Source organism: Aeoliella fuhlenseeensis, assembly GCF_052161615.1.
In the GTDB taxonomy this organism is placed as follows: Bacteria; Planctomycetota; Planctomycetia; order Pirellulales; family Lacipirellulaceae; genus Aeoliella.
Genome location: NZ_CP197417.1, coordinates 4,386,185 through 4,405,899 on the forward strand (window position 1 = coordinate 4,386,185; position 19,715 = coordinate 4,405,899).

Consider the following 19,715-nt stretch of genomic DNA (forward strand, 5'->3'; position numbering starts at 1 on the left):
CGGTTCCCCCAACTGGATATAGTATCCACAGACGCGGCCATTTTGGATATTCTTGGATATCCAAAGTCGTCGCATCACTTTTCCGGGCGGAACGGGTAACTGGCCTTCTTTCGAAGCACTTGCTTCGGAAGCAGGCCTCGAATCACTTTTGTAGCCCATAGAAAATGGACGGTCGAATGCGCGTAACGACTTCGCGAGTTGCTTCGCTCGAGTGCACCTCTAGTGCGATGTTCAAGGACCAGCCGTCGCACTTGGTATACCGTGGTGCACACAGGTTTCCAGCTTTCTCACTAGTTTCTTCCCGTGATCCCTCACTGCGGCGGAACAATCTTCGAGCATTTACGCTCGTTGAGCTGCTGGTGGTGATCGCGATCATTGGGATTCTTGTCGCGCTGTTGCTACCTGCCGTGCAAGCCGCCCGAGAGGCGGCACGACGCTCACAGTGCACCAACAACTTAAAGCAGTTGATGATCGGTGTGCATCTGCACCACGACAGCAAGAACGAGCTTCCCGGCGCACACAACTACTACAACCCATCGGACGCCGCTACACACACCAATCACGGCTACGTCACTTATATCCTGCCGTACATCGAGCAACCCGCGCTTTACGACATGATGGATCTCACCAAGCGATGGAACCAAGGTGACAACGGCCGATTGGTGACCCTCAGTGAGAATGGAAACATCCCGACGCTCTTGTGCCCTTCTTCCGAACACATGGGCAATGCCGAGTTAGATTACGCCGCGATCAACGGCCCGAACGCGACGACCTACAATACCTACACCGGCACGGGTTGGAAGCTCTACAACTCGTGGGAAACGGATCCGGCGCGGAAGAGAGCTGGCGAGCTTGCAGCCTACCAATTGGCTACTTTCCCACCGATTGGCCCCAAAGCCATGCGGCGCGGGGTCCGGTTCAAGGACATCACGGACGGAACAACGAATTCCCTCTCCATGGGCGAGTGCGCGGGTCGGACAGATGCCGGGCGTTACTGGGGCAATGGAGATAACTCGTTCGCTCATCATACTTTCATCAACAATCCGGCTGAGCAAAACAACGAACTATACAGTGATCACCCTGCGGGCGTGAATATTACACTGGCAGACGGTTCCGTTCGTTTCATGAACGAGGACACTCCCATCAAGATCATTGACCTTCTTGCTACTAGGACCGGCGGCGAACTTCTTCCCGAACAGTTCTAACGACCGTCTAACTACTACTGACCCACCCTCAATCTCCCGTTTTGAGTTTAGCTCGTGCCTCTGTTTCGAATATCAGCGTCCTTGCTTGCTGTCGTGCTGCTCTCGCTGGCGAGCAGTGGATGTAGCCAATCCGACAAGGGCTACGTCTCTGGGACTGTGACGATGGACGGGAAACCAGCGGGACCAGGCACGATTCGGTTTTACCCCGCGAATTCCACTGACGAGTTCGCTCGAACTCCGGTCGGATCAATCAGCAAGGATGGGCACTACGAGGTTCTTGTCAGCCGTACGGAGAAAGGCCTCGATCCGGGAGAGTACGAAGTCGCGATCACCGACAAAGCGACGGAGGTGGGTACGAAGCCCAAACCTGGGACGGTCGTCATCCCAACCAAATACCACACTCCCAAAGAATCCAAACTCACCGCCAGCGTGAAGCCGGGGACGCAAACGATCGACTTCACGCTTGAGCCCTAACACCACTTCGTCGCGACGTTGGCGGAACTCTGTTACTGCATCCTGTGAATCACTACCTCAGATATCCGGAGTAAGCCTCATGAGAGACACCTTGAATCGCACGTACGGCTCGCTTTCGCAGGTTCTATTCCTCGCGCTGCTATCCGGAGCCGTCACCGCTTCCGCGTCGACGGTGGTCATCGACAGCCCTTTCGTCAACGGGTTTGGTGGATGGACCGATACCTTCACCGGTACCCCTTCTGCCGGAGCAAAGCCCAACTGGGGAGTACTGCTTACTGAAGACCAGACTCTCATTGAGTCTTCGGATGGAAGAGCCGGAGACGGCACCACCACTTCGGGGGTAGCCAACGGACGGTTTACGCCGTTTGTCATGGTCGACACCTCGGTAGCCACACCCGCGACGTACGAGATCAATGCATTGCTGGGCACTTACGGCGACGATGGTTATGGCGTCGTATTCGGCTACACCGACAACAACAACTATTTTCGGGCGACGCTTCGACAGCAAGCAGGCAGCACCTTTGGCACCCCCACGGGTGTGTCGGTACAGAAGGTTGTCGGCGGTGTGATTACTCAGTTGGGCGTTTTCCCTGGATTCACTCCCACCATCGGCAGCGGACAAGATAACCTCACGGTCCGTGTCAATGGCACCGCATGGGATGTCTTGGTCAACGGTGAATCGCGTCTCAATGGGGCCGATGCCGACTTGCAGCCGGGAAGTTACGGCGTGTTCTCGTGGGGACAACGCCGCGATGCACCGGGTGCCCGAGCCTATGGTTCGTCTTTCGAATCCATTTCTGTCACTTCCGACACCGTTAATCAGACCACTTCGTTTGCCGATGTACTTCCATTCGAATGGCGCCCCCTTCGGATGACGAACTCGGCCAATATCCAAGGAATTGCATTCGACGATTACGGCAACTTCCGGCAAGACTTCCGGAATGGAAGTATTCTTGATGACTCGGATGGTTTTGAATGGGCCACCACCGAGACCCCGAACGTCGACTTCATTGGTCCGGCGGTCGTGCTCAACGAGCCGAACATGGCTTCGTTGTCCGACTACCAGCTGAATGTTCGCATGCAGAATGGCGATGACGACGGCATCGGACTGCTTGTTCGCGTTGCCGACGACGGTACGTTCTATCGCATTAATTTCGCAAGGCAAGTCCTCGGCACGGCTGCCACCGCGCATCAACGTGCTCCCCGTGGTATGTCGATCCAAAAGTACGCCAACGGCGACTGGACGGAACTGTTCCGAGACAATCAAGACACCCCCGCCTTCCTGTTCACCGAAAACCAGCCGTTCGACGTCAGCGTCGATGTGATTGGCAACAGTATTGCCGTGAGCGTGATCGACGATCCCGATGGACTCGCGACCTTGATCAGCTACGCGCCCGTGATTGATGGAACGGACCCAATCCTTGCAGGATCCGTAGGGCTTACGAATTGGGGGAGTGGACCCGCGGATTCTGGAGTGATTTACTCCGCCTTCGGTGGCGGGGGTACCGCGTTCCTGATTGCGGTACCCGAGCCTTCGACGATCGTTCTCGCCGCACTCGCATTCGCCGCCTTGATGGTACGGTGCAATCGTCGGCCGAACATCGCTGCTTAATCACTTCTGTAACACCACTAGCCGTACTGCAAGCAACATAGCTTCCAATTAGAGAGATCGCTTCAATGGTTCGATCCGACTCCTGCCGTCAACTTCCTTTCCGCCCGACATCACTCGTTCGCCTTTGTGGTGCTGGGATACTTGTCGGACTTTCCGCACTGGCAACCTGTGGCGACGTCCGCTCGCAGGTGCTTGTCGCGGATCCCTACGTGACGGGCTTCGAGGGATGGACGGACACCTTCACTGGTCCCCCCGAGTCGGGTGCTGCCCCGAACTGGGGTGTGCTACTCACTGGGCCCCGAACACTCATCGAGAGTTCCGACGGAATTGCAGACTCAGGAACCACGACCTCGGGCGTCGCCAATGGTGCCTATACGCCGTACATCATGGTCAACTCTACGGACACGACCCCCGCCACGTACGTACTTTCCTCCCAGCTGGGAACGTACGATGACGATGGCTTCGGCTTGGTGTTCGGTTACCAGGATAATTTGAACTACTTCCGGGTTGGATTTCGCAATCAAACCAATAGCAACCTGGGCTTCGGGGTGGGTACTTCGGTACAGAAGGTTGTCAACGGAACGATTACGCAGCTAGCCACCAATCCAGCCGCCACTTTTCCAGACGCGACAGGCGTGCTCAGTAACGTTGAAGTCGACGTAGACGGCACCAATTGGGCGGTTCGCCTTAATGGCGCTCCGATCTTGAATGGAACGGATGCCGACCTTGCACCTGGGAAGTACGGCGTCCACTCTTGGGCTCAGCGCGAAGCGGGTGCAGGCGATCGCTACTGGGGAACGTCGGTAGAGTCCGTTTCCGTTGCTTCGACCACTCTTAACAAGACCACCACGTTCTCCGACGCCATCACGAACAATTGGCGTTTTATGACCATGACCAACGCAGCCGGTGCGCAAGGCGTGAGCGTTGATGACTTCGGCAATTTCCGGCAGGATTTCCGCAACGGCACCATCACCGACGATTCGAATGGCTTTACCTACGCGACTACCTCCGCACCGAACGTCGACTTCATTGGCCCGGCCGTAGTGATCGACGAGCCGGGTAGCACCAGTTGGTCCGACTACCGTATGACGACCCGTGTGCAGAACGGCGACGACGACGGCGTTGGTGTGGTCTTTCGCGTAGCGAATGACAACACGTTCTACCGCGTCAACTTTTCGAGAGAGGTGATTGGTGCCGATCACGAACGGGCTCCGCGCGGCATGTCGATTCAGAAGAACGACAATGGCTCCTGGAGTGAGCTGTTTCGCGATGACCAGGCAAGTCCGAAGTTCCTCTTCGGGGACGATGTTCCCTTCGACCTATCGGTGACCGTGATCGGCGACACGATCAAGGTCGACGTCGTGAACGATCCCGATGGAGCTGCAAACGCCATTAGCTACGCCCCGGTGGTCGACACGTTTAACCCGATCTTGGCTGGATCGGTGGGATTTACGAATTGGGGCAGTGGCAGTGTGGCCGATCGCGTACATTTTTCCGCCTACGGAGGCGACAGCTTCCCTTTACTAACGGCTGCCACCGCTGTGATTGAGTTCGAACTGGGAGTGGATCGCAACACTGGGAGTCTAACGCTTACCAACAACACGCTCGACTCCGTCGCCATTGCTGGCTACAGCATCAGTTCGGACGCGGGCTCACTGAAGCCTGGTAGTTGGAGTTCGGTAACCAATAACTACGATGCTCCCCCGGGAAATGGCTCGGTGGATCCCAACGACGCGTGGGCGATCCTGGAATCGACCGTCTTCAAGCTCGAAGAGGAAGAGCAGCCTTTCGATGATGGCAGCACATTGACGGCAGGCGAGACGGTCGATCTGGGACTCGCCTGGACCAAGTCTAGTATTGAAGACCTTTCGGTGATCATTCATCTCGCGGACGGCACCACCGTGCCGGCAAGCCTCGCCTATACCGGCGGTCCCGGTGGCGCTGCCTTCAGCCGCAGCGACCTCAATACCGATGGCACCGTGACCCAAGCCGACTGGCTGTTGTTCTATCCGAACACGTTCTCCGATATGTCGAGCCTTACGGAAGTGCAGGCAGCACTGCTGGGAGATCTCGATCTGGACGGCGATAACGATATCAATGATTTCGGACTGTTCAAGCTCGACTTCGAGGACGCCAACGGGGCAGGCTCCTTTGCCGCTATGCTTAGTGGCGCACAAGTTCCCGAGCCGACCGGCATCGTGACGAGCTTACTTGCCCTCGTTGGGCTAGCCTCCACCTCGGCTCGGTTTCGTCGACGGGCGTCAGCACTAGTTATTGCGGCGGCGGGAGCGGTTGGACTATTAGCAGCACACACTGCGTCAGCGGTTGCGATTGATTTCACAGAGTTCCAGGTGGATCGGTTCCCGAAAACCGCAGGGGAGCCCCTCGCCGATTGGCAACTGACGCCAACCACGGCCCGTGTTGCCGGCAATGCAAGCCCTAGCGTTCTCTATGGCACGACTAGCGCACTCAATAAGCGATTCGTGGGTCGCATCACGCCGGGCACCGATGATGACTTCGTTGGGGTCGTGCTCGGCTATCAGCCCGGCAACGCCCTCTACAGCTTCGCACCGGATGCGGACTACATGCTGATTGACTGGAAAGGTGCCGATCAGGCTGCAGTGGACTTCCAGGATCCAGTGGATACCTTCGAACCCCATCATCAGTTCACCCTAGGTGGCGTCGCCCCAATTGGTTTAGCGCTATCGCGAGTGACCGATCTGCCGACTGCAGACGAGTTGTGGCAGCACGTTGACAGCGTCGACAATTCAATCGGCGGAGTAACCCAACTCGCGCGAGGGGCCACGCTCGGTTCATCGGCGTACCCGCGCAATAACACTTCGTTCCTGATCGACATTACCTACACGCCCACCAACATCAAGGTAAGCATCGATGGCGTCGAGCAGTTCAACCAAAACGGATCGTTTCCGGACGGCCGCCTGGGAATGTACACCTTCAACCAATCGGTTGCTGTCTTCAGCAACTTCGAAGAGGTGCCCCTAAACTTCACGGGACTCACCGCGACCGTCGACCGCTCGAACGGAGCGGTCACTCTGCAGAATGCTTCGGGTAGTGCGGTGAACATCGATTACTACGAGCTTACCAGCGTCGGCAATTCACTTTACTCTGCTATCGGAAACGGCACCAACCAGTGGCGTAGTCTCGACTCCGTTGAAGGAGGAGCTGAAGGCGTGGGGTGGGTCGAAGCGGGTGGTGCCAATTCCGGCGCAATCGGCGAGCTAAACCTTACGGGGGCCACGGTCGGAGCCGGGGCCACGATTAATCTGGGCCAGGCGTACAACGAGTTGATCAACGCCGAGGACCTAGTGTTCCGCTTCCGCTTGGCTGACTCGGGTCTCATTATGCAGGGCAACGTCAGCTACATCGGCACCGCACCGGGCCTCGCCGGCGACTTCAACGGTGATGGCATGGTGAATCTAGCCGACTACACCGTGTGGCGCGACAACCTTGGCTCGACCACGGCGAACTTGCCCAACGATCCCACACCCGCCATCGTCGATGCCTCGGATTACTCGGCGTGGAAGGGCAATTTCGGAGCGGGGTCGCCCGGCAGTTTGACCACGGGCGCTTCCCAAGTTCCCGAGCCGTCGTCGATCGCTTGCCTTGCGATCGGCTTGGTGCTCATGGCCGGGCGATGGACTCGCCGCGCAGTTTAGAGTCCTTATCACCCTCACTTGTGAACTTGCCTGCGCTGCGATCGCATGCGGTCTGCCCGGCGCGAGAGAACCTACGCCCGAATCTAACTGACGATGAATCTTTACCACCCTCGCGCCCTTTGCTGCCTTGCGTTCATCTCCGTTATGGTTGGAGGCGGCCAGTCGTGCACCACAATGGCGGCTGGACCCACCATTTCGCCCGGTTCGTGGACGATGGTAGTGCTTCCCGATACGCAGAAGTACGCCGCGTCGTACCCGCAGCACTTCAATGCTCAGACACAATGGATTGTCGATCACGCCGAAGAGCTCAACATTCAATACGTGCTGCACGAAGGAGACATCACCGACAACAACTCGGTGACGCAGTGGAATAATGCCTTCGCGTCCATGAACATTCTCAATGGCGTCGTTCCCTACGCCATGGCACCGGGCAATCATGACTATGGGCCAGGTGGCAACGGGGCGACGCGCGATAGTTTGTTCAACACCAATGGCTACTTTGGGCCTACCTCGTTCTATGGCCAGCAAGATTCGATCGGCGGTTTCTACGAGCCCAGCAAAACCGACAACTCTTGGCATACGTTCAATGCGGGTGGCAAGGATTGGTTGGTGCTTGCCATCGAATGGGGCCCCCGCGATGAAGTAATCGCTTGGGCCAACCAAGTAGTCGCCGATCATCCCGACCACAACGCGATGCTCGTCACCCATGCTTACATGTACAACGACGAGACCATCTACGACTGGAATACCAAAGGCTCGAGTCAAAGCTGGAACCCTCACGCGTACGGTTTGGATAACGTCAGCACCGTGAACGACGGACAGGAGCTATGGGACAAGCTCGTCTCGCAGCACGATAACTTCCGGATGACGTTCAACGGACACGTGCTAGGCGACGGCACGGGATTTCGCAGCACCGAGGGCATCCACGGAAACCCCGTTCACCAGATGCTCGCGAATTACCAGTTTAAAGCCGAAGGTGGCATGGGCGACATGCGCGTCCTCGAGTTCAAGGCGGATGGCGAGACGGTAGAAGTTCGCACGTACTCTCCCGTGCTGGATCGACTCGACACGACGTTCGACCAGCAGTTCACGCTGAACATGAACCAGCTCCACGGCCCGCTCACCCCGCCCGTGCCGCAAGTGTATCCTACGGCACTCGCTGCCAACATTCTCGTGACTGGCCCGGCAGACCCGGCGGCGAATACGGTCGACTCGATTAGCTTTCCGCAAAACTCATCGCCAGCAATCGGCAACCTGCAAGCCAACCGCGGAGACTACGAGATGGCGATAGGCGGGCAGGGATTGAGTTACTATCACGGCGTGATGCTTGCAACAGTTCGCGAGAACGTGCGAGATGGAATCCGCGGGACTGTGGAAGTCGGACGCAATAGCTTTAACACACAGAACCTTTCCCTGTCGGTCATGCAAACAGGTAACACGGGAGACAACGAACTGAACATGAACACGGCTGTCGCGTGGTTTCAGTTCGCCTCGGGTTGGCAAGCAGCCCACGTGAACGCCGATGGCACGATCGCCCCCGGGGCTTCCAACCAAGTCTCGCAGTCGATGCTCACGAAACAAACCACCGGGCGATACACGCTTGATTTGGGGCACGATTCGGAAAGCGATGGCTTGCTCTTTACCGTAGGCAACAACAACGACAATATTCTTGTGACCACTGGCGTGCTACCTCGGGGGGCCGGCTGGGACGTCCGCGTGCATGACAACGCCACCGACTTCCGTGCCGGTGGAGACAACAAAGACTTCAGTTTTGTTTATGTGCCGCTCGCCACCGAGGGACTCGTCGGCGGACGTTTCGAAGGATCTTCGAGTTCCAGCCTTAGTTCCGCCGGCAACTTCTCGATAACACGCTTAGCCGCAGGACGGTACGAGCTAACGATCCCCGGCGAAACTCCGTCGACAGGCATGTTGCTACTAACCGTCGCCGGGCTGGCGGAGAAGGCGGGCGTTATCGCCCCCGACGACAATACTCTCAGCTACGCTCCCACAGGCACGGGAAGTTTCCTGATCGAGTCGACCGACCTTCCGGCAGGCTCGTTGCAAGATACAACGTTCGCCTGGGCCTTCGTGAAGTTCGACGCTCCACTGGCTCCGTTGGTTGTGGCGGGCGACTACGACCGGGATGGCGACGTCGACCTTAGCGACTACAGCCGGTGGAAAACCCAGTTCGGCTCGACCGGTTTTCAAACTGCCGATGGCAATGGCGATGGCGTGGTAAACTTGGCCGACTACACCTTGTGGCGCGACAACTTGAGTGCAGCTCAGGCGAACAACTTGGGCCTTTCATCGGCCGTGCCCGAACCTCGATCCATCGTCTTAGCCGGCTTGATTGCGGGAGTTGCTATGTTCGCGTCCCACAGGATGCATTCCACTGAAGCCCGGTTTGACCAGCATTCCCCTGTTGCCGAGGAAGCAAGTTCTCAAGAAGCCAATTCCCCCGCTAACCAATAGTCACTTCGATAGTCCACTCCTCCTTCACGGGTTGAGCAATTCGCAAACATCCGCCTCACATCTTCTCACGCAATAGATTCGCTTGATGTCTTCAGCCAGTCGCACGTACGCAACATCACCGCAAGAATCTTGCGGCGAGAACCAGATGGTATGGACCATCTGGATGGCGTACGGGGCATTCTACTTCGGCAGAATGAATCTGGCGGTTGCGCTGCCGGGCATTGAGGAAGAATTTGGATACGACAAGGTGCAGATGAGCATCGTGTTGCTCGCCACCAAGTTCACCTATGGCATCGGACAGTTCATCAATGGGCAACTTGCCGAACAAATCTCTCCCCGCAAGATGATCGCCGTGGGCATGCTCGCTTCGGCCGCCCTCAATCTGCTATTTGGCTTCGGCACCGCCCTCTACTTTTTCCTGTTCGTCTGGGCGATGAACGGGTATTGCCAGTCGTTGGGCTGGCCCCCCTGCGTTCGCGTGCTTGGAAATTGGGTGCCCGTCGCGCGGCGAGGCAAAGCCATGGGCATCGTTGGCACCGGCTATCAACTAACCGCGGGGCTTACCTTCCTGGTTGCAGGATTTTCGGTCAGCGTGTTTGGATGGCGAGGAGCATTGTGGGTTCCCCCCTCCATCCTAGTACTCGCGGCGATTGCTACGTTGATCTTCCTCAGAGATTCCCCCGACGACACCCGGCAGAGAAGTGGCCACATAAAGAATCGCGGGAAGATCCTGCCAAAAGGCTCCTTCCTCCAGAACCTAAAGGTGACACTCACAAACCCAGCCCTATGGCTGCTCGCGCTGTCGTTGGGCTTGCTCAATGCGTGCAGGTACGGATTCATCGACTGGGGCGTCACCCATTTGTACTCCATCGAGAAGTCGCGGCTCGAGCAAGGAGCGTCCGATGTCAGCGCCGCCGCGCTCGACGCGGCAGTTTTATCGGCGGCCGTGCAGTACGCAGTCCTTCCGTTGGGGGGGATCCTTGGTTCCTATTGGGCGGGATGGGCAAGCGATCGGTACTTTGGCAGTCGTCGCGCACCGGTTACTTGTGGATTACTCCTCCTGTTGGGGGTCCTCACTCTGATCTACGAGCCCGTCGCTCGAGCATCGTTCGCGGGAACGATCGTGCTGCTCATCGCGATTGGCTTTGCAGTTTTTGGTCCACAGGTCATCATGGTGGGAACGGCACCTGCTGATTTGGCGAAAAACGGCACCGCAGCCGCGGCTGCAGGCTTCGTCAACTGCATGGGGTATTTCGGTGCCGCCATCTGTGGCGACTTGCTGACGGGGCATCTTGCCGAGCATTACGGGTGGAACGTGGCCATCATGGCGTGGGCCGGTTGGGCGTTCTTGGCCGCGGCCCTTGTTGCCCTGCTTTGGAATACGACAGCGAATCCGTCAAAGCGCGAATAGAGTGCACACGACCAACAGTACTTGAATTAACGACCCACTCAACCTTCGCAGAGCGATCACACCGCTTTGCAACCAATCCCTTCTGGAGCCCCTCATCGTGCGTGCGATTATCATTGGAGCCGGCCGTGGAAGCCGTTTGATGCCGACCACTGCTGACTCGCCCAAATGCTTTGCGGAGGTGGGCGGTCAGAGCATTCTCGACTGGACGCTCGAAGCATTCCGCAGCAACGGCGTCCACGATATTTGTTTCATCGGCGGCTATCGCATCGATAAGGTCGAAGCGAAGTACCCCGAGCTCGAGTTTCGTCACAACACTAACTGGCAACACAACAATATCCTGGCCTCGCTTTTCTACGCTGAGGACCTGATGGACGAACCGTTCATCTGCTGCTACTCCGACATTTTGTTCTCGCCGAGCGTCGTGGCCTCGATGCTGGAAAATGAAGACGACATCGCACTAGCGGTCGATACCAAGTGGGCAGACCGGTATCAGTTCCGCACGCAACACCCTCCCGACGACGCGGAGAAAGTCACCGTATCGAATGGCTCGGTGACCCGAGTTCATCGCGAGATCGAAGTCGACGAAGCCTATGGCGAGTACATCGGCGTGGCCAAGTTCTCCCGCGCCGGTGCCCTGCTCCTGCGCGACTATTACCACCAGTGCCGACAAGCCTACAGCGGTGGTCCGTTCCGGGAAGCGGTGCTTTTCGAGAAGGCCTACAAGATCCTGTTGTTGCAGGAGATGATCGAGGCAGGTGTCGACATGGCCCACGTCGATACCGAAGGAGAGTACATCGAGATCGATACTCAGGAAGACTTCGACTACGCGCGTCAGAATTGGACAACAAAGCATCTGGTGGTCAACCATGGCTAAGCAACTGCTATTCCCGACATCGGTCATCGGATCGCTTCCTCGCCCCGAGTTCGTCAAGCACCTGATTAGCGATGACGCCCCCTACAGCGACGACGAGTACGAACGCTTGATGGGCTACGCCATCCACGCCAGCCTTGCCATGCAGGAGGCGGCGGGGCTCGACGTGGTGTCGGACGGCGAATGGTGGCGGAAGTCGTACATCGGGGTTATCGCCGAACTGGCGCATGGCTTTGAGCTCAGCACCAATCCTGCCGACGGGCGGCCGTGGACCATCGTGGTCGATAAACTTTCGCCCAAGAATCCAGGCTTCATCGCTCAGGAAGTCGCTTATCTAAAAAAGCTCACAGGTCGAAACATCAAAGCCACGGTGCCCGCCCCGGCTCTATTGGGCGAACGGATGTGGGACAAACAGAAGTCGTCGAAAGCCTATCCAAACCGTGACGACTTCGTGCAAGATTGCGTCCCCATCATTCGCCGTGAGATTGAGCTACTCCGTGACGAAGGGGTGTCCATCGTCCAGGTGGACGATCCGCACCTCTGCTTGTTTGTCGACGCCCAGGTTCGTTCGCAGTACGACAACCCCGACCGCGCGGCCGACTTCGCAGTGGAGATGAACAATCAAGTCATTGAAGGTATCCACGGCATCAAGAAGGCGGTGCACCTCTGTCGTCGCGCCGGCGCGAGGGCCCGTGGCGAGGCCGATCATCGCGGCGGGTTCGAGCCCATCATGGACCAACTCTGCCGCCTCAAGGCCGATCATCTCACGATGGAGTTCATCACGCCCGGATCAGGCGAAATGGACGTGTTTCGGAAACTTCCCGAGCATGTCGAAATCGGCCTCGGCTGTGTCAGTTGCCAGCCGGGACAGATCGACTCGGTCGACACCATCGTCGCCCGTGTGGAGCAGGCGCTTAAGTACTTGGCACCCGAACGGATCACGCTGAACCCCGACTGCGGCTTCGCCCCTGGCTCTGCAGCGAACGTCAGCCTCGACGAAGTTTACACGAAACTTTGCAATGAAGTGGAAGCGGGGCGACGACTACGCGACCGGTACGGCAAGTAAGGTCCTATTTCCTTTCTCTGATAACCCTGCAGTCGGATACGGCGCGAACCTCGTGCACCTTTGTCTTGCTGGCACGCCTCACCGTAGGGAGACGGGTCCTTAACTACAACTTGATTTGCCTTCGCCATGCTATCTCGTCGCAGCTTTCTCGGGAACGCCGTACTTTCGGCGTCGATCTTTGGGGCGAGACTTCCCCAAGCGTTGGCCAGTTCAAGCGAGGTCGACTTCCCCCCCGTCCGTCGAATTACTAGCGGGCCGAAGCACCACTGGTTTGGGTACTACGACAAACTACAATTCTGTCCTTGCAACCAACTCATACTTAGTAACCAAGTCGACTTCGAACACCGTTCGCCTACCAAGGACGACTCGATCGCTGTAGGAGTGGTCGACACCCACGACGGCGACCGCTGGACGGAACTCGGCACTTCGAAGGCTTGGGGGTGGCAGCAGGGGTGCATGCTCCAGTGGTTACCCGGCGCAAAGAGAGAAGTGATTTGGAACGATCGGGATGGCGACCAGTTCGTGTCGCACATCCTCAATCTCGACTCGAGTTGCCAACGTACACTCCCCACGCCTATCTACAACATCAGCCCCGATGGATCGTTCGCCGTCACCACCGACTTCGCACGACTCAACGATCGTCGCCCCGGCTACGGATATGCAGGAATTGTCGATCCCAATCGCGAAATTGCCACGCCTGACGACACAGGTATTTGGAGGGTGGATCTCGCGACCGGTTCCCGCCGTCTAATCCTGAGCCTGGAGGACGCCGCGGCAATTCCCTACACGGGGCGAGACGACCTTCGATTTCGGCCCGAATCAAAGCACTGGTTTAATCACTTGTTGCTGAATACCAATGGCACGCGGCTTTGGTTCTTACACCGATGGTCGCTCGGGCGTGGCTTCGGTACGCGTGCATTCACGATCAATCTCGATGGCAGCGACCCGCACATTCTTGATCCGCACGGCGCCACTTCGCATTTCGTCTGGCGAGATCCGGAGCACGTGATGGCCTGGTCGTGGCATCCGTCACACGGTAGCAACTTCTACCTCTACAAAGACAAGTCGGATATCGTCGAGCCGGTAGGCCTCGGAATAATGACCGAGAATGGTCACAACACCTACGTCCCGTGCACCAACTCCGAATGGGTGCTTAACGACACCTATCCCGATAGCGAACGCCTGCAACATCCCTACCTTTACCACATCCCGTCGACCCGGCGAGTGGCGCTGGGTCACTTTCCAACTGCCGAGAAGTACACCGGCGAATGGCGTTGCGACACCCACCCAAGGTCGAGCCGCGATGGGAGGGCGGTATGCATTGATTCGCCTCACGATGGCGGCAGGCAACTCTACTTGATCGATATCAGCCAATACACGGCTGTTACCCTGCGCGTTATCGATTGTCCGCCACCGCGGCCATATCTGCGTCGTCGTTCTCCACGGATGTTTCGTCGGCAACCGTCCGCGTGACAAAGGCCTCTTGCACAAATATGTGACGGGTTTTGCGGACAACGATCCGAAAGCCGTCTTCGATTAGCTCGTCGCCACCTTGCGGCGGGCGGCCAAGTTTTTGGACGATCCAGTCGCTCACCGTGTAGATCGGCTTCTCGCCAAGCGAGGGCAGCTTGATGCCGGTCACATTCTGCAACTGCAGGAGCGACACAAACCCGCCCGAGATCCAGCCTTGCCCCACGGGCGTGAGATGGGCTGGGATGCGGTCGTACTCGTCGTGAATCTCGCCGACGAGTTCCTCAATAATATCTTCGAGCGTTATCAAGCCAACAACGCGCTCGCTCGCGTCCCGAACTAGAGCGATGTGATTGCGCTCGCGGATTAGGTGCTCTAAACAATCCGCTACCGGAGTATCAACGTTGTACGAAGGAAGCCGCCGGACGAGGTCGGCAAGCGTCGGCTTCTTGTCCGAGAGTCTCAGGGCGACGACGATGTCCTTGAAGTTGACGTAGCCCACGATTTTCTGGGGATTGCCAGGTTCCTCGGTGATCGGAAAACGCGTGTGCATCTCCTGATGGGCGGTGATCAGGGCTTCGCCCAACGACTGCCCAAGCGATAGCATGCCAATGTACTGGGCAGGCAACATCACTTCTCGCAAACTCGACTCGGCGAGGCGGGTGGCGCTTAGAATGATCCCTTCCTGCCGGTGACCAATCAGCCGCATCACGCGCGCCAGCGACGCGGCGCTGTGAAGCTCCTGAATGGCCGGGTCGTCTTCGTCTTCGTCGATCTTCTTTCGCGACTCGAACAGCCACACGATCCCGCGAACACTTGTCTCGAGGAACCACACTGCTGGCCACACGCAGTAAGAAAACCACTGCATGATCGGCGACAAAGTCAGGCAGATCCATTCCTTGTTTCGCAGCGCGAAAACTTTTGGGACCAGCTCGCCAAAGAGAATGGTCACCACCACTAGCGGCGCAACGACTAGCGCGATGGCGAGGAACTGCGCGACCTTGGCCGAGAAGCCCCACTCGCGCAGGGTGGGTTCGATCGCCTCCTCGGCACCGGCTCCGCTCGTGGCGGCCGCAATGGCTCCGACCAGCGTGATGCCAATTTGCACCACGGCGAGGCTCGCCTCCATCTTCTTCTTCATCCGCAGCGCGGCCTTTGCTCCGCCCTGCTTCTCTTTCTCCAGAGTATGAAGTCGGCCTTCACTGACCGACGCTAGCGCGATTTCGTAGGCGGCAAAAACACTATTCAGTACGATCATCAATCCAACGACGATCAGTTCGATGGACCACATAGGGGTCGATACCTCCGAGGTTCCGTGAATTCCGTTTCGGTGCAGTATATCGCAGTTGGTAGGCGATGGCAGCACGTGAGAGGCACCACCTTGGGAGACTTCGTTCGCAGTCAGGCCATTGCTGAGTGCGTTTGCCGTCGACCGGCCTTCCACTACGGCGTACCGCGATCCTCAGAAATAGACGCGGTGGGAGAACCTGCCCCAAAAGTGGCCACTACCGGAACAACTTACTAACAGATTCGTTGCGATGGATCGCCTTGATGGCGTCGCCCACCAGTTGGTCGACCGAGAGCACCTTCATTTGCGGCAGTTTCTCTTGGACCTCGGGGCCCATCGGAATACTGTTGGTGCAGACGAGGCTCGTGAGGTTCGCCTTTTGCAGACGTTCTATCGCTGGGCCGCAGAATACGGCGTGGGTGCACCCAACGTGAATTTCCTTGGCACCAAAATCATGCAGCACTTTTGCCGCGCCGCTGATCGAGCCCGCGGTCGAAATCATGTCGTCGAACATCAGGGCGACTTTGCCCTTCACTGTGCCGCCCAAAAGGTTCGCTTGCACGGTGGTGTCGGGGCCGGTACGACGCTTGTCGATGATCGCTACTTCGCCGCCGAGCCGCTTGGCGTGGCCGAGGGCTCGCTTGATGCTTCCCTCGTCGGGGCTGACGATCACGACGTTCTCCATGTCGAGCCCGGCATTGAGGAAGTGGTTGTTCAGCACCGGCGCGGCGTACAAGTGATCCACCGGCACGTCGAAGAAGCCTTGAATCTGCGCGGCGTGCAGGTCCATCGTCAGCACGCGGTCGGCACCCGCGCGGGTGATGATGTTCGCCACGAGCTTCGCCGTGATTGGCACACGGCCTTCGTCCTTACGGTCCTGCCGAGCGTAGCCATAGTAAGGAATCACCGCCGTGATTCGCTCGGCACTCGCGCGAAGGCAACTGTCGATCATGATCAACAGTTCCATCAGATTCTCGTTCACCGGCGGGCAAGTCGGCTGGATGAGAAACACGTCGCGACCGCGAATGTCCTCTTCAATCTTGCAGGAGATCTCGCCGTCGGGAAACCGCCCGAGAGCCACTTTGCCCAGCGGCACGCCCAGGTAGCTGGCAATTTGCTCGCTGAGCCCACGATTGGCGGTACCACTAAAGAGTTTGATGTCCAGCATCGAGGAATTGCCCAGGAGAGAGTCCAACCGGAGTTCGGCGAGGTCGAAACGGAGGGCAAACCGGCATGCCCCCAGGGCACTTTATTTTGACACGCGCAGGGCCAATTTCCTAGTAGCCGTAACGAGCGAGGCGCCGTTACGGCAGGATTTTGATAATGGCGGATTCGCATTGCCTCCGCGAAAACCGTTCTGTAAGCTCCTGGCCCTCTTCCTTTCGCTGACGCTACCGGAATGGAGTGCTATCGCCATGACTCGATTTAGACTCGGATTTCTAGTTTCCGTGGTACTTCTTGCAGGCGGTCCATACGTTAATGCTGACGAAGCCGACCGCGATGGGCTCCGCAAGGAACTCGCGGAACTGAAGACGATGGCGAAGGAGTTGCAGACGCGAATTGCTGCAATCGAAAAGAAGTTGAAGCCCAAGTCTGAGGGACGCGAACCGCGAATTCACGACATCGTCATTGTAGAGGTCGCCGTTAACGAGCAAGGCAAGGAACTACCCACGACCGCTGGACAACCTACGGATAAAGCCTCGCTCAATCGCCATTTTTTAGCCACGATCGAGGACATTCAACCCAATGGCGACCTCGTGCTGTCGGGCCATCGCGACATCACGCACAAACAAATTCGCTACAGCGAAACGATCTCGGGAGTCGTCCCGCGAGACTGCGTAGATGCCAGCCGCCGCGTCCCGGTAGCGGCCGTTCGGGACCTGACGATGAGCAGGCGGGCCGTCGGCCTCGGTAAGTAGTCTACCCCTCCAGCATCCGCTGCGCTTCCTCGTCGCTCATCCCTTCGATCTCAGCGAGCAGGGCTTCGAGGTCCTCGTCGGCTGCGGGAACTTCTTCGGGGGCCTCGGTCTTACCAATGGACTGCTCGGCCAAATACCGCGAGAGCGCTGCGGGCGTGGGGTAGTTCCAGGCCACGATCGGTGGCAGAGGCACGCCAAACTCTTCTTCGAGTTCGTGGCTCAACTCCACGGCGGTCAGCGAGTCGACGCCGAACTCGGCGAACGGCTTGTCGCGGTGGATGTCGGCGGGGTCGAGACCCACGCGATCGACCAGCCACGCTTCGAGCCAACCCTCAATGCGCTCGGCCGTTTGCTCGACACCGAACACGTCGCCCTGGATCTGATTGTTGCGAACGACTGCACGCTTGGGTTCCGCGCGCTTGGTGCTCGGCTCGCGAACGGGTGCTTTCCACTCGTGCACCATACGCAGCTTACCGGCGAGGTACTGATCGCGGGTGAGCGATCGCTGGACCTTACCGCTCGAGGTGATCGGTAGCGATGACTGGCGAATGAGCACTACCGCGTGGGCGTCGAGTTCGTGCTGTTCGGCGATTGCTTGGCGGACGGCGCTAATCACGCCGGCGTATTCGCTCTCATCCAGTTGGCGGTCAATTTGATTGACCACCACCAGCCGCTCTTCGTCCCCGACCGCCAAACTGAACGCGGCACCTGGCATCAGTGCTGGGTGGGCGTTTTCGGCGGTGGCTTCGATGTCCTGTGGGTAATGGTTGCGGCCGCGAATGATGATCACGTCCTTGAGTCGCCCGGTGACAAACAGCTCGCCGTTGTGGAAGAAGCCCAGGTCCCCGGTGCTGAGGAACTCGCCCTCGGCCCCGCGGACGTGCGTGTGGAAGTTGCGGTTGATCTCTTCCGCGCGGCCAAAGTAACCCTGCGCGACGCTCGGTCCTTGCAACACGATTTCACCGACAACGCCCTCGGGGCAAATCTCGCCGGTCAGTGGATGCACGATCTCTACGCGATGCCGCGGTGCCGCCGAGCCGCACCCCACCAGTTCCTGCACGCTCTCATTACCGCCGTTGTAGCAAACACGAACCGTTCCTGCTGCCAGAGCAGTGCGGTCGACTCGCAAGATGGTCGGGGCGCGGCGAACTTCGCTGCCGGCAGCCAACAGCGTGTTTTCGGCAAGTCCGTAGCAGGGGTAGAACGCGTCGGGACGGAACTTGCTAACGGCGAACGCCTCGGTGAAGTGCCGCACCGTTTCGGCACGAATCGGCTCGGCGCCGCAAAACGCCAGTTGCCAGTGCGAAAAGTCGAGCTTCGCTCGCTCTTCGGGCGTGGTTCGTTTGACGCAGTACTCGTAGGCGAAGTTCGGTGCGCCGCTAACCGTGGCACCGTACTCATCAATGGCTTCGAGCCACCGCATTGGTTTTTGCAGGAACGCCGCCGGCGACATCAGCACACTTTGGCCACCCACGTACAGCGGCGTCAGGATGCCACCGATAAGCCCCATGTCGTGGTAGGCAGGGAGCCAGAACACGCCGGTGGCGATTTGCTCGTGTCCCGACTCGTCGAACTCAATGCGGAATGATTGACGAATCGCTTCGAGGTTCGCGAGTAGGTTGCCATGAGAAACCATGACTCCCTTCGGATCGCTCGTCGAGCCTGAGGTGTATTGGAGAAACGCAAGCTGTGAAGCGTCGAGCGCCGGCGGAGTCCACCGGTTGGCGTCGTCGAGTGCCAATTCGTCGGTCGCCAGCCAGTGCATCGCGGCGAGCACCTCGTCCTGCTGCGACATGTCCACCGTGTCGATCGTCTGCCGCGTGGTGAGGGCAACGCGGGCACCGCTGTCGCGGGCGATGCTTGCCATGCGCGGCAGCGGCCGGCGTGGCTTGGGGTACGTGGCAGGCACTGCGACCACGCCCGCATACAGGCAGCCGAAGAACGCCGAAATGAACTCCAGCCCCGCGGGATACATGAGCAGCACGCGGTCGCCCGGATCGAGCTCTTCCCGCAGGTTGGCCGCGATCGCTCGCGCCCGCTGGTCGAGTTCCCGGAAGCTGATGCTCTCGTGGCCCGACTGTTCGTCCAGGTAGATGTACGCAGTGCGGTCGCCGAACCGAGCCGCCTGCTGACGGAGCAGGTCGACCATGGTGTCGAGGGTACGAGCGCGTTGCAGAATGACCGATGCCATAAATGATTCGTTTGGAGCCAATTTTGCCGCGGCGGGCGGAGTAAATCGCAATTGTTGTG

13 protein-coding genes are annotated in these 19,715 nt (G+C 58.4%); 10 read left to right on the top strand and 3 right to left on the bottom strand.

Annotated elements, in window-relative coordinates:
• The first annotated feature begins 359 nt into the window (after nucleotides 1-359).
• From SH292x_RS17090 to SH292x_RS17130, 9 genes are all read left to right on the top strand, one after another.
• Nucleotides 360-1,205 (top strand): DUF1559 domain-containing protein, encoded by an 846-nt coding sequence (locus tag SH292x_RS17090; protein WP_442485868.1) that lies wholly within the window; start codon nucleotides 360-362, stop codon nucleotides 1,203-1,205.
• A gap of 81 nt (nucleotides 1,206-1,286) precedes the next feature.
• On the top strand, nucleotides 1,287-1,679 hold the full coding sequence (locus SH292x_RS17095; RefSeq protein WP_442482226.1) for a hypothetical protein: 393 nt from the start codon (nucleotides 1,287-1,289) through the stop codon (nucleotides 1,677-1,679).
• A gap of 79 nt (nucleotides 1,680-1,758) precedes the next feature.
• Entirely contained in the window at nucleotides 1,759-3,291 is a 1,533-nt protein-coding gene (locus SH292x_RS17100; protein WP_442482227.1) for a PEP-CTERM sorting domain-containing protein, read from the top strand.
• A gap of 65 nt (nucleotides 3,292-3,356) precedes the next feature.
• The gene (locus tag SH292x_RS17105) at nucleotides 3,357-6,968 is read left to right on the top strand and encodes a PEP-CTERM sorting domain-containing protein (protein WP_442482228.1); all 3,612 of its coding nucleotides are present in this window, start codon (nucleotides 3,357-3,359) and stop codon (nucleotides 6,966-6,968) included.
• Nucleotides 6,969-7,061: 93 nt separating this feature from the next.
• Nucleotides 7,062-9,440: a metallophosphoesterase gene (locus tag SH292x_RS17110; protein ID WP_442482229.1), complete on the top strand. Its 2,379-nt coding sequence runs from the start codon at nucleotides 7,062-7,064 to the stop codon at nucleotides 9,438-9,440.
• Nucleotides 9,441-9,585: 145 nt separating this feature from the next.
• Nucleotides 9,586-10,851, top strand: a complete 1,266-nt coding sequence (locus tag SH292x_RS17115) for an MFS transporter (RefSeq protein WP_442482230.1) — start codon at nucleotides 9,586-9,588, stop codon at nucleotides 10,849-10,851.
• A 97-nt stretch (nucleotides 10,852-10,948) separates the two neighbouring features.
• Complete coding sequence (locus SH292x_RS17120; protein ID WP_442482231.1) at nucleotides 10,949-11,725, top strand: NTP transferase domain-containing protein; 777 nt, start codon at nucleotides 10,949-10,951, stop codon at nucleotides 11,723-11,725.
• Entirely contained in the window at nucleotides 11,718-12,788 is a 1,071-nt protein-coding gene (locus SH292x_RS17125; protein ID WP_442482232.1) for a hypothetical protein, read from the top strand. The genes SH292x_RS17120 and SH292x_RS17125 overlap by 8 nt, the downstream gene beginning before the upstream one ends.
• A gap of 126 nt (nucleotides 12,789-12,914) precedes the next feature.
• Entirely contained in the window at nucleotides 12,915-14,261 is a 1,347-nt protein-coding gene (locus SH292x_RS17130; RefSeq protein ID WP_442482233.1) for a hypothetical protein, read from the top strand.
• On the opposite strand, the gene SH292x_RS17135 is transcribed toward SH292x_RS17130, so the two are convergent.
• A complete protein-coding gene (locus SH292x_RS17135) occupies nucleotides 14,185-15,549 on the bottom strand; it encodes a hemolysin family protein (protein ID WP_442482234.1) in 1,365 nt (454 codons plus the stop codon). The two genes, SH292x_RS17130 and SH292x_RS17135, sit on opposite strands and share 77 nt — an antisense overlap.
• Nucleotides 15,550-15,763: 214 nt before the next feature.
• Nucleotides 15,764-16,714 (bottom strand): ribose-phosphate diphosphokinase, encoded by a 951-nt coding sequence (locus SH292x_RS17140; RefSeq protein WP_442482235.1) that lies wholly within the window; start codon nucleotides 16,712-16,714, stop codon nucleotides 15,764-15,766.
• Between the two features lie 280 nt (nucleotides 16,715-16,994).
• Here SH292x_RS17140 and SH292x_RS17145 point away from each other — a divergent pair, with 280 nt between their 5' ends.
• Nucleotides 16,995-17,465 (top strand): flagellar basal body L-ring protein FlgH, encoded by a 471-nt coding sequence (locus SH292x_RS17145; RefSeq protein WP_442482236.1) that lies wholly within the window; start codon nucleotides 16,995-16,997, stop codon nucleotides 17,463-17,465.
• 1 nt (nucleotide 17,466) lies between these two features.
• On the opposite strand, the gene SH292x_RS17150 is transcribed toward SH292x_RS17145, so the two are convergent.
• Nucleotides 17,467-19,656 carry an AMP-binding protein gene (locus SH292x_RS17150; RefSeq protein WP_442482237.1) on the bottom strand — a complete coding sequence of 730 codons (2,190 nt, stop codon included), beginning with the start codon at nucleotides 19,654-19,656 and terminating at the stop codon, nucleotides 17,467-17,469.
• Nucleotides 19,657-19,715 lie beyond the last annotated feature (59 nt).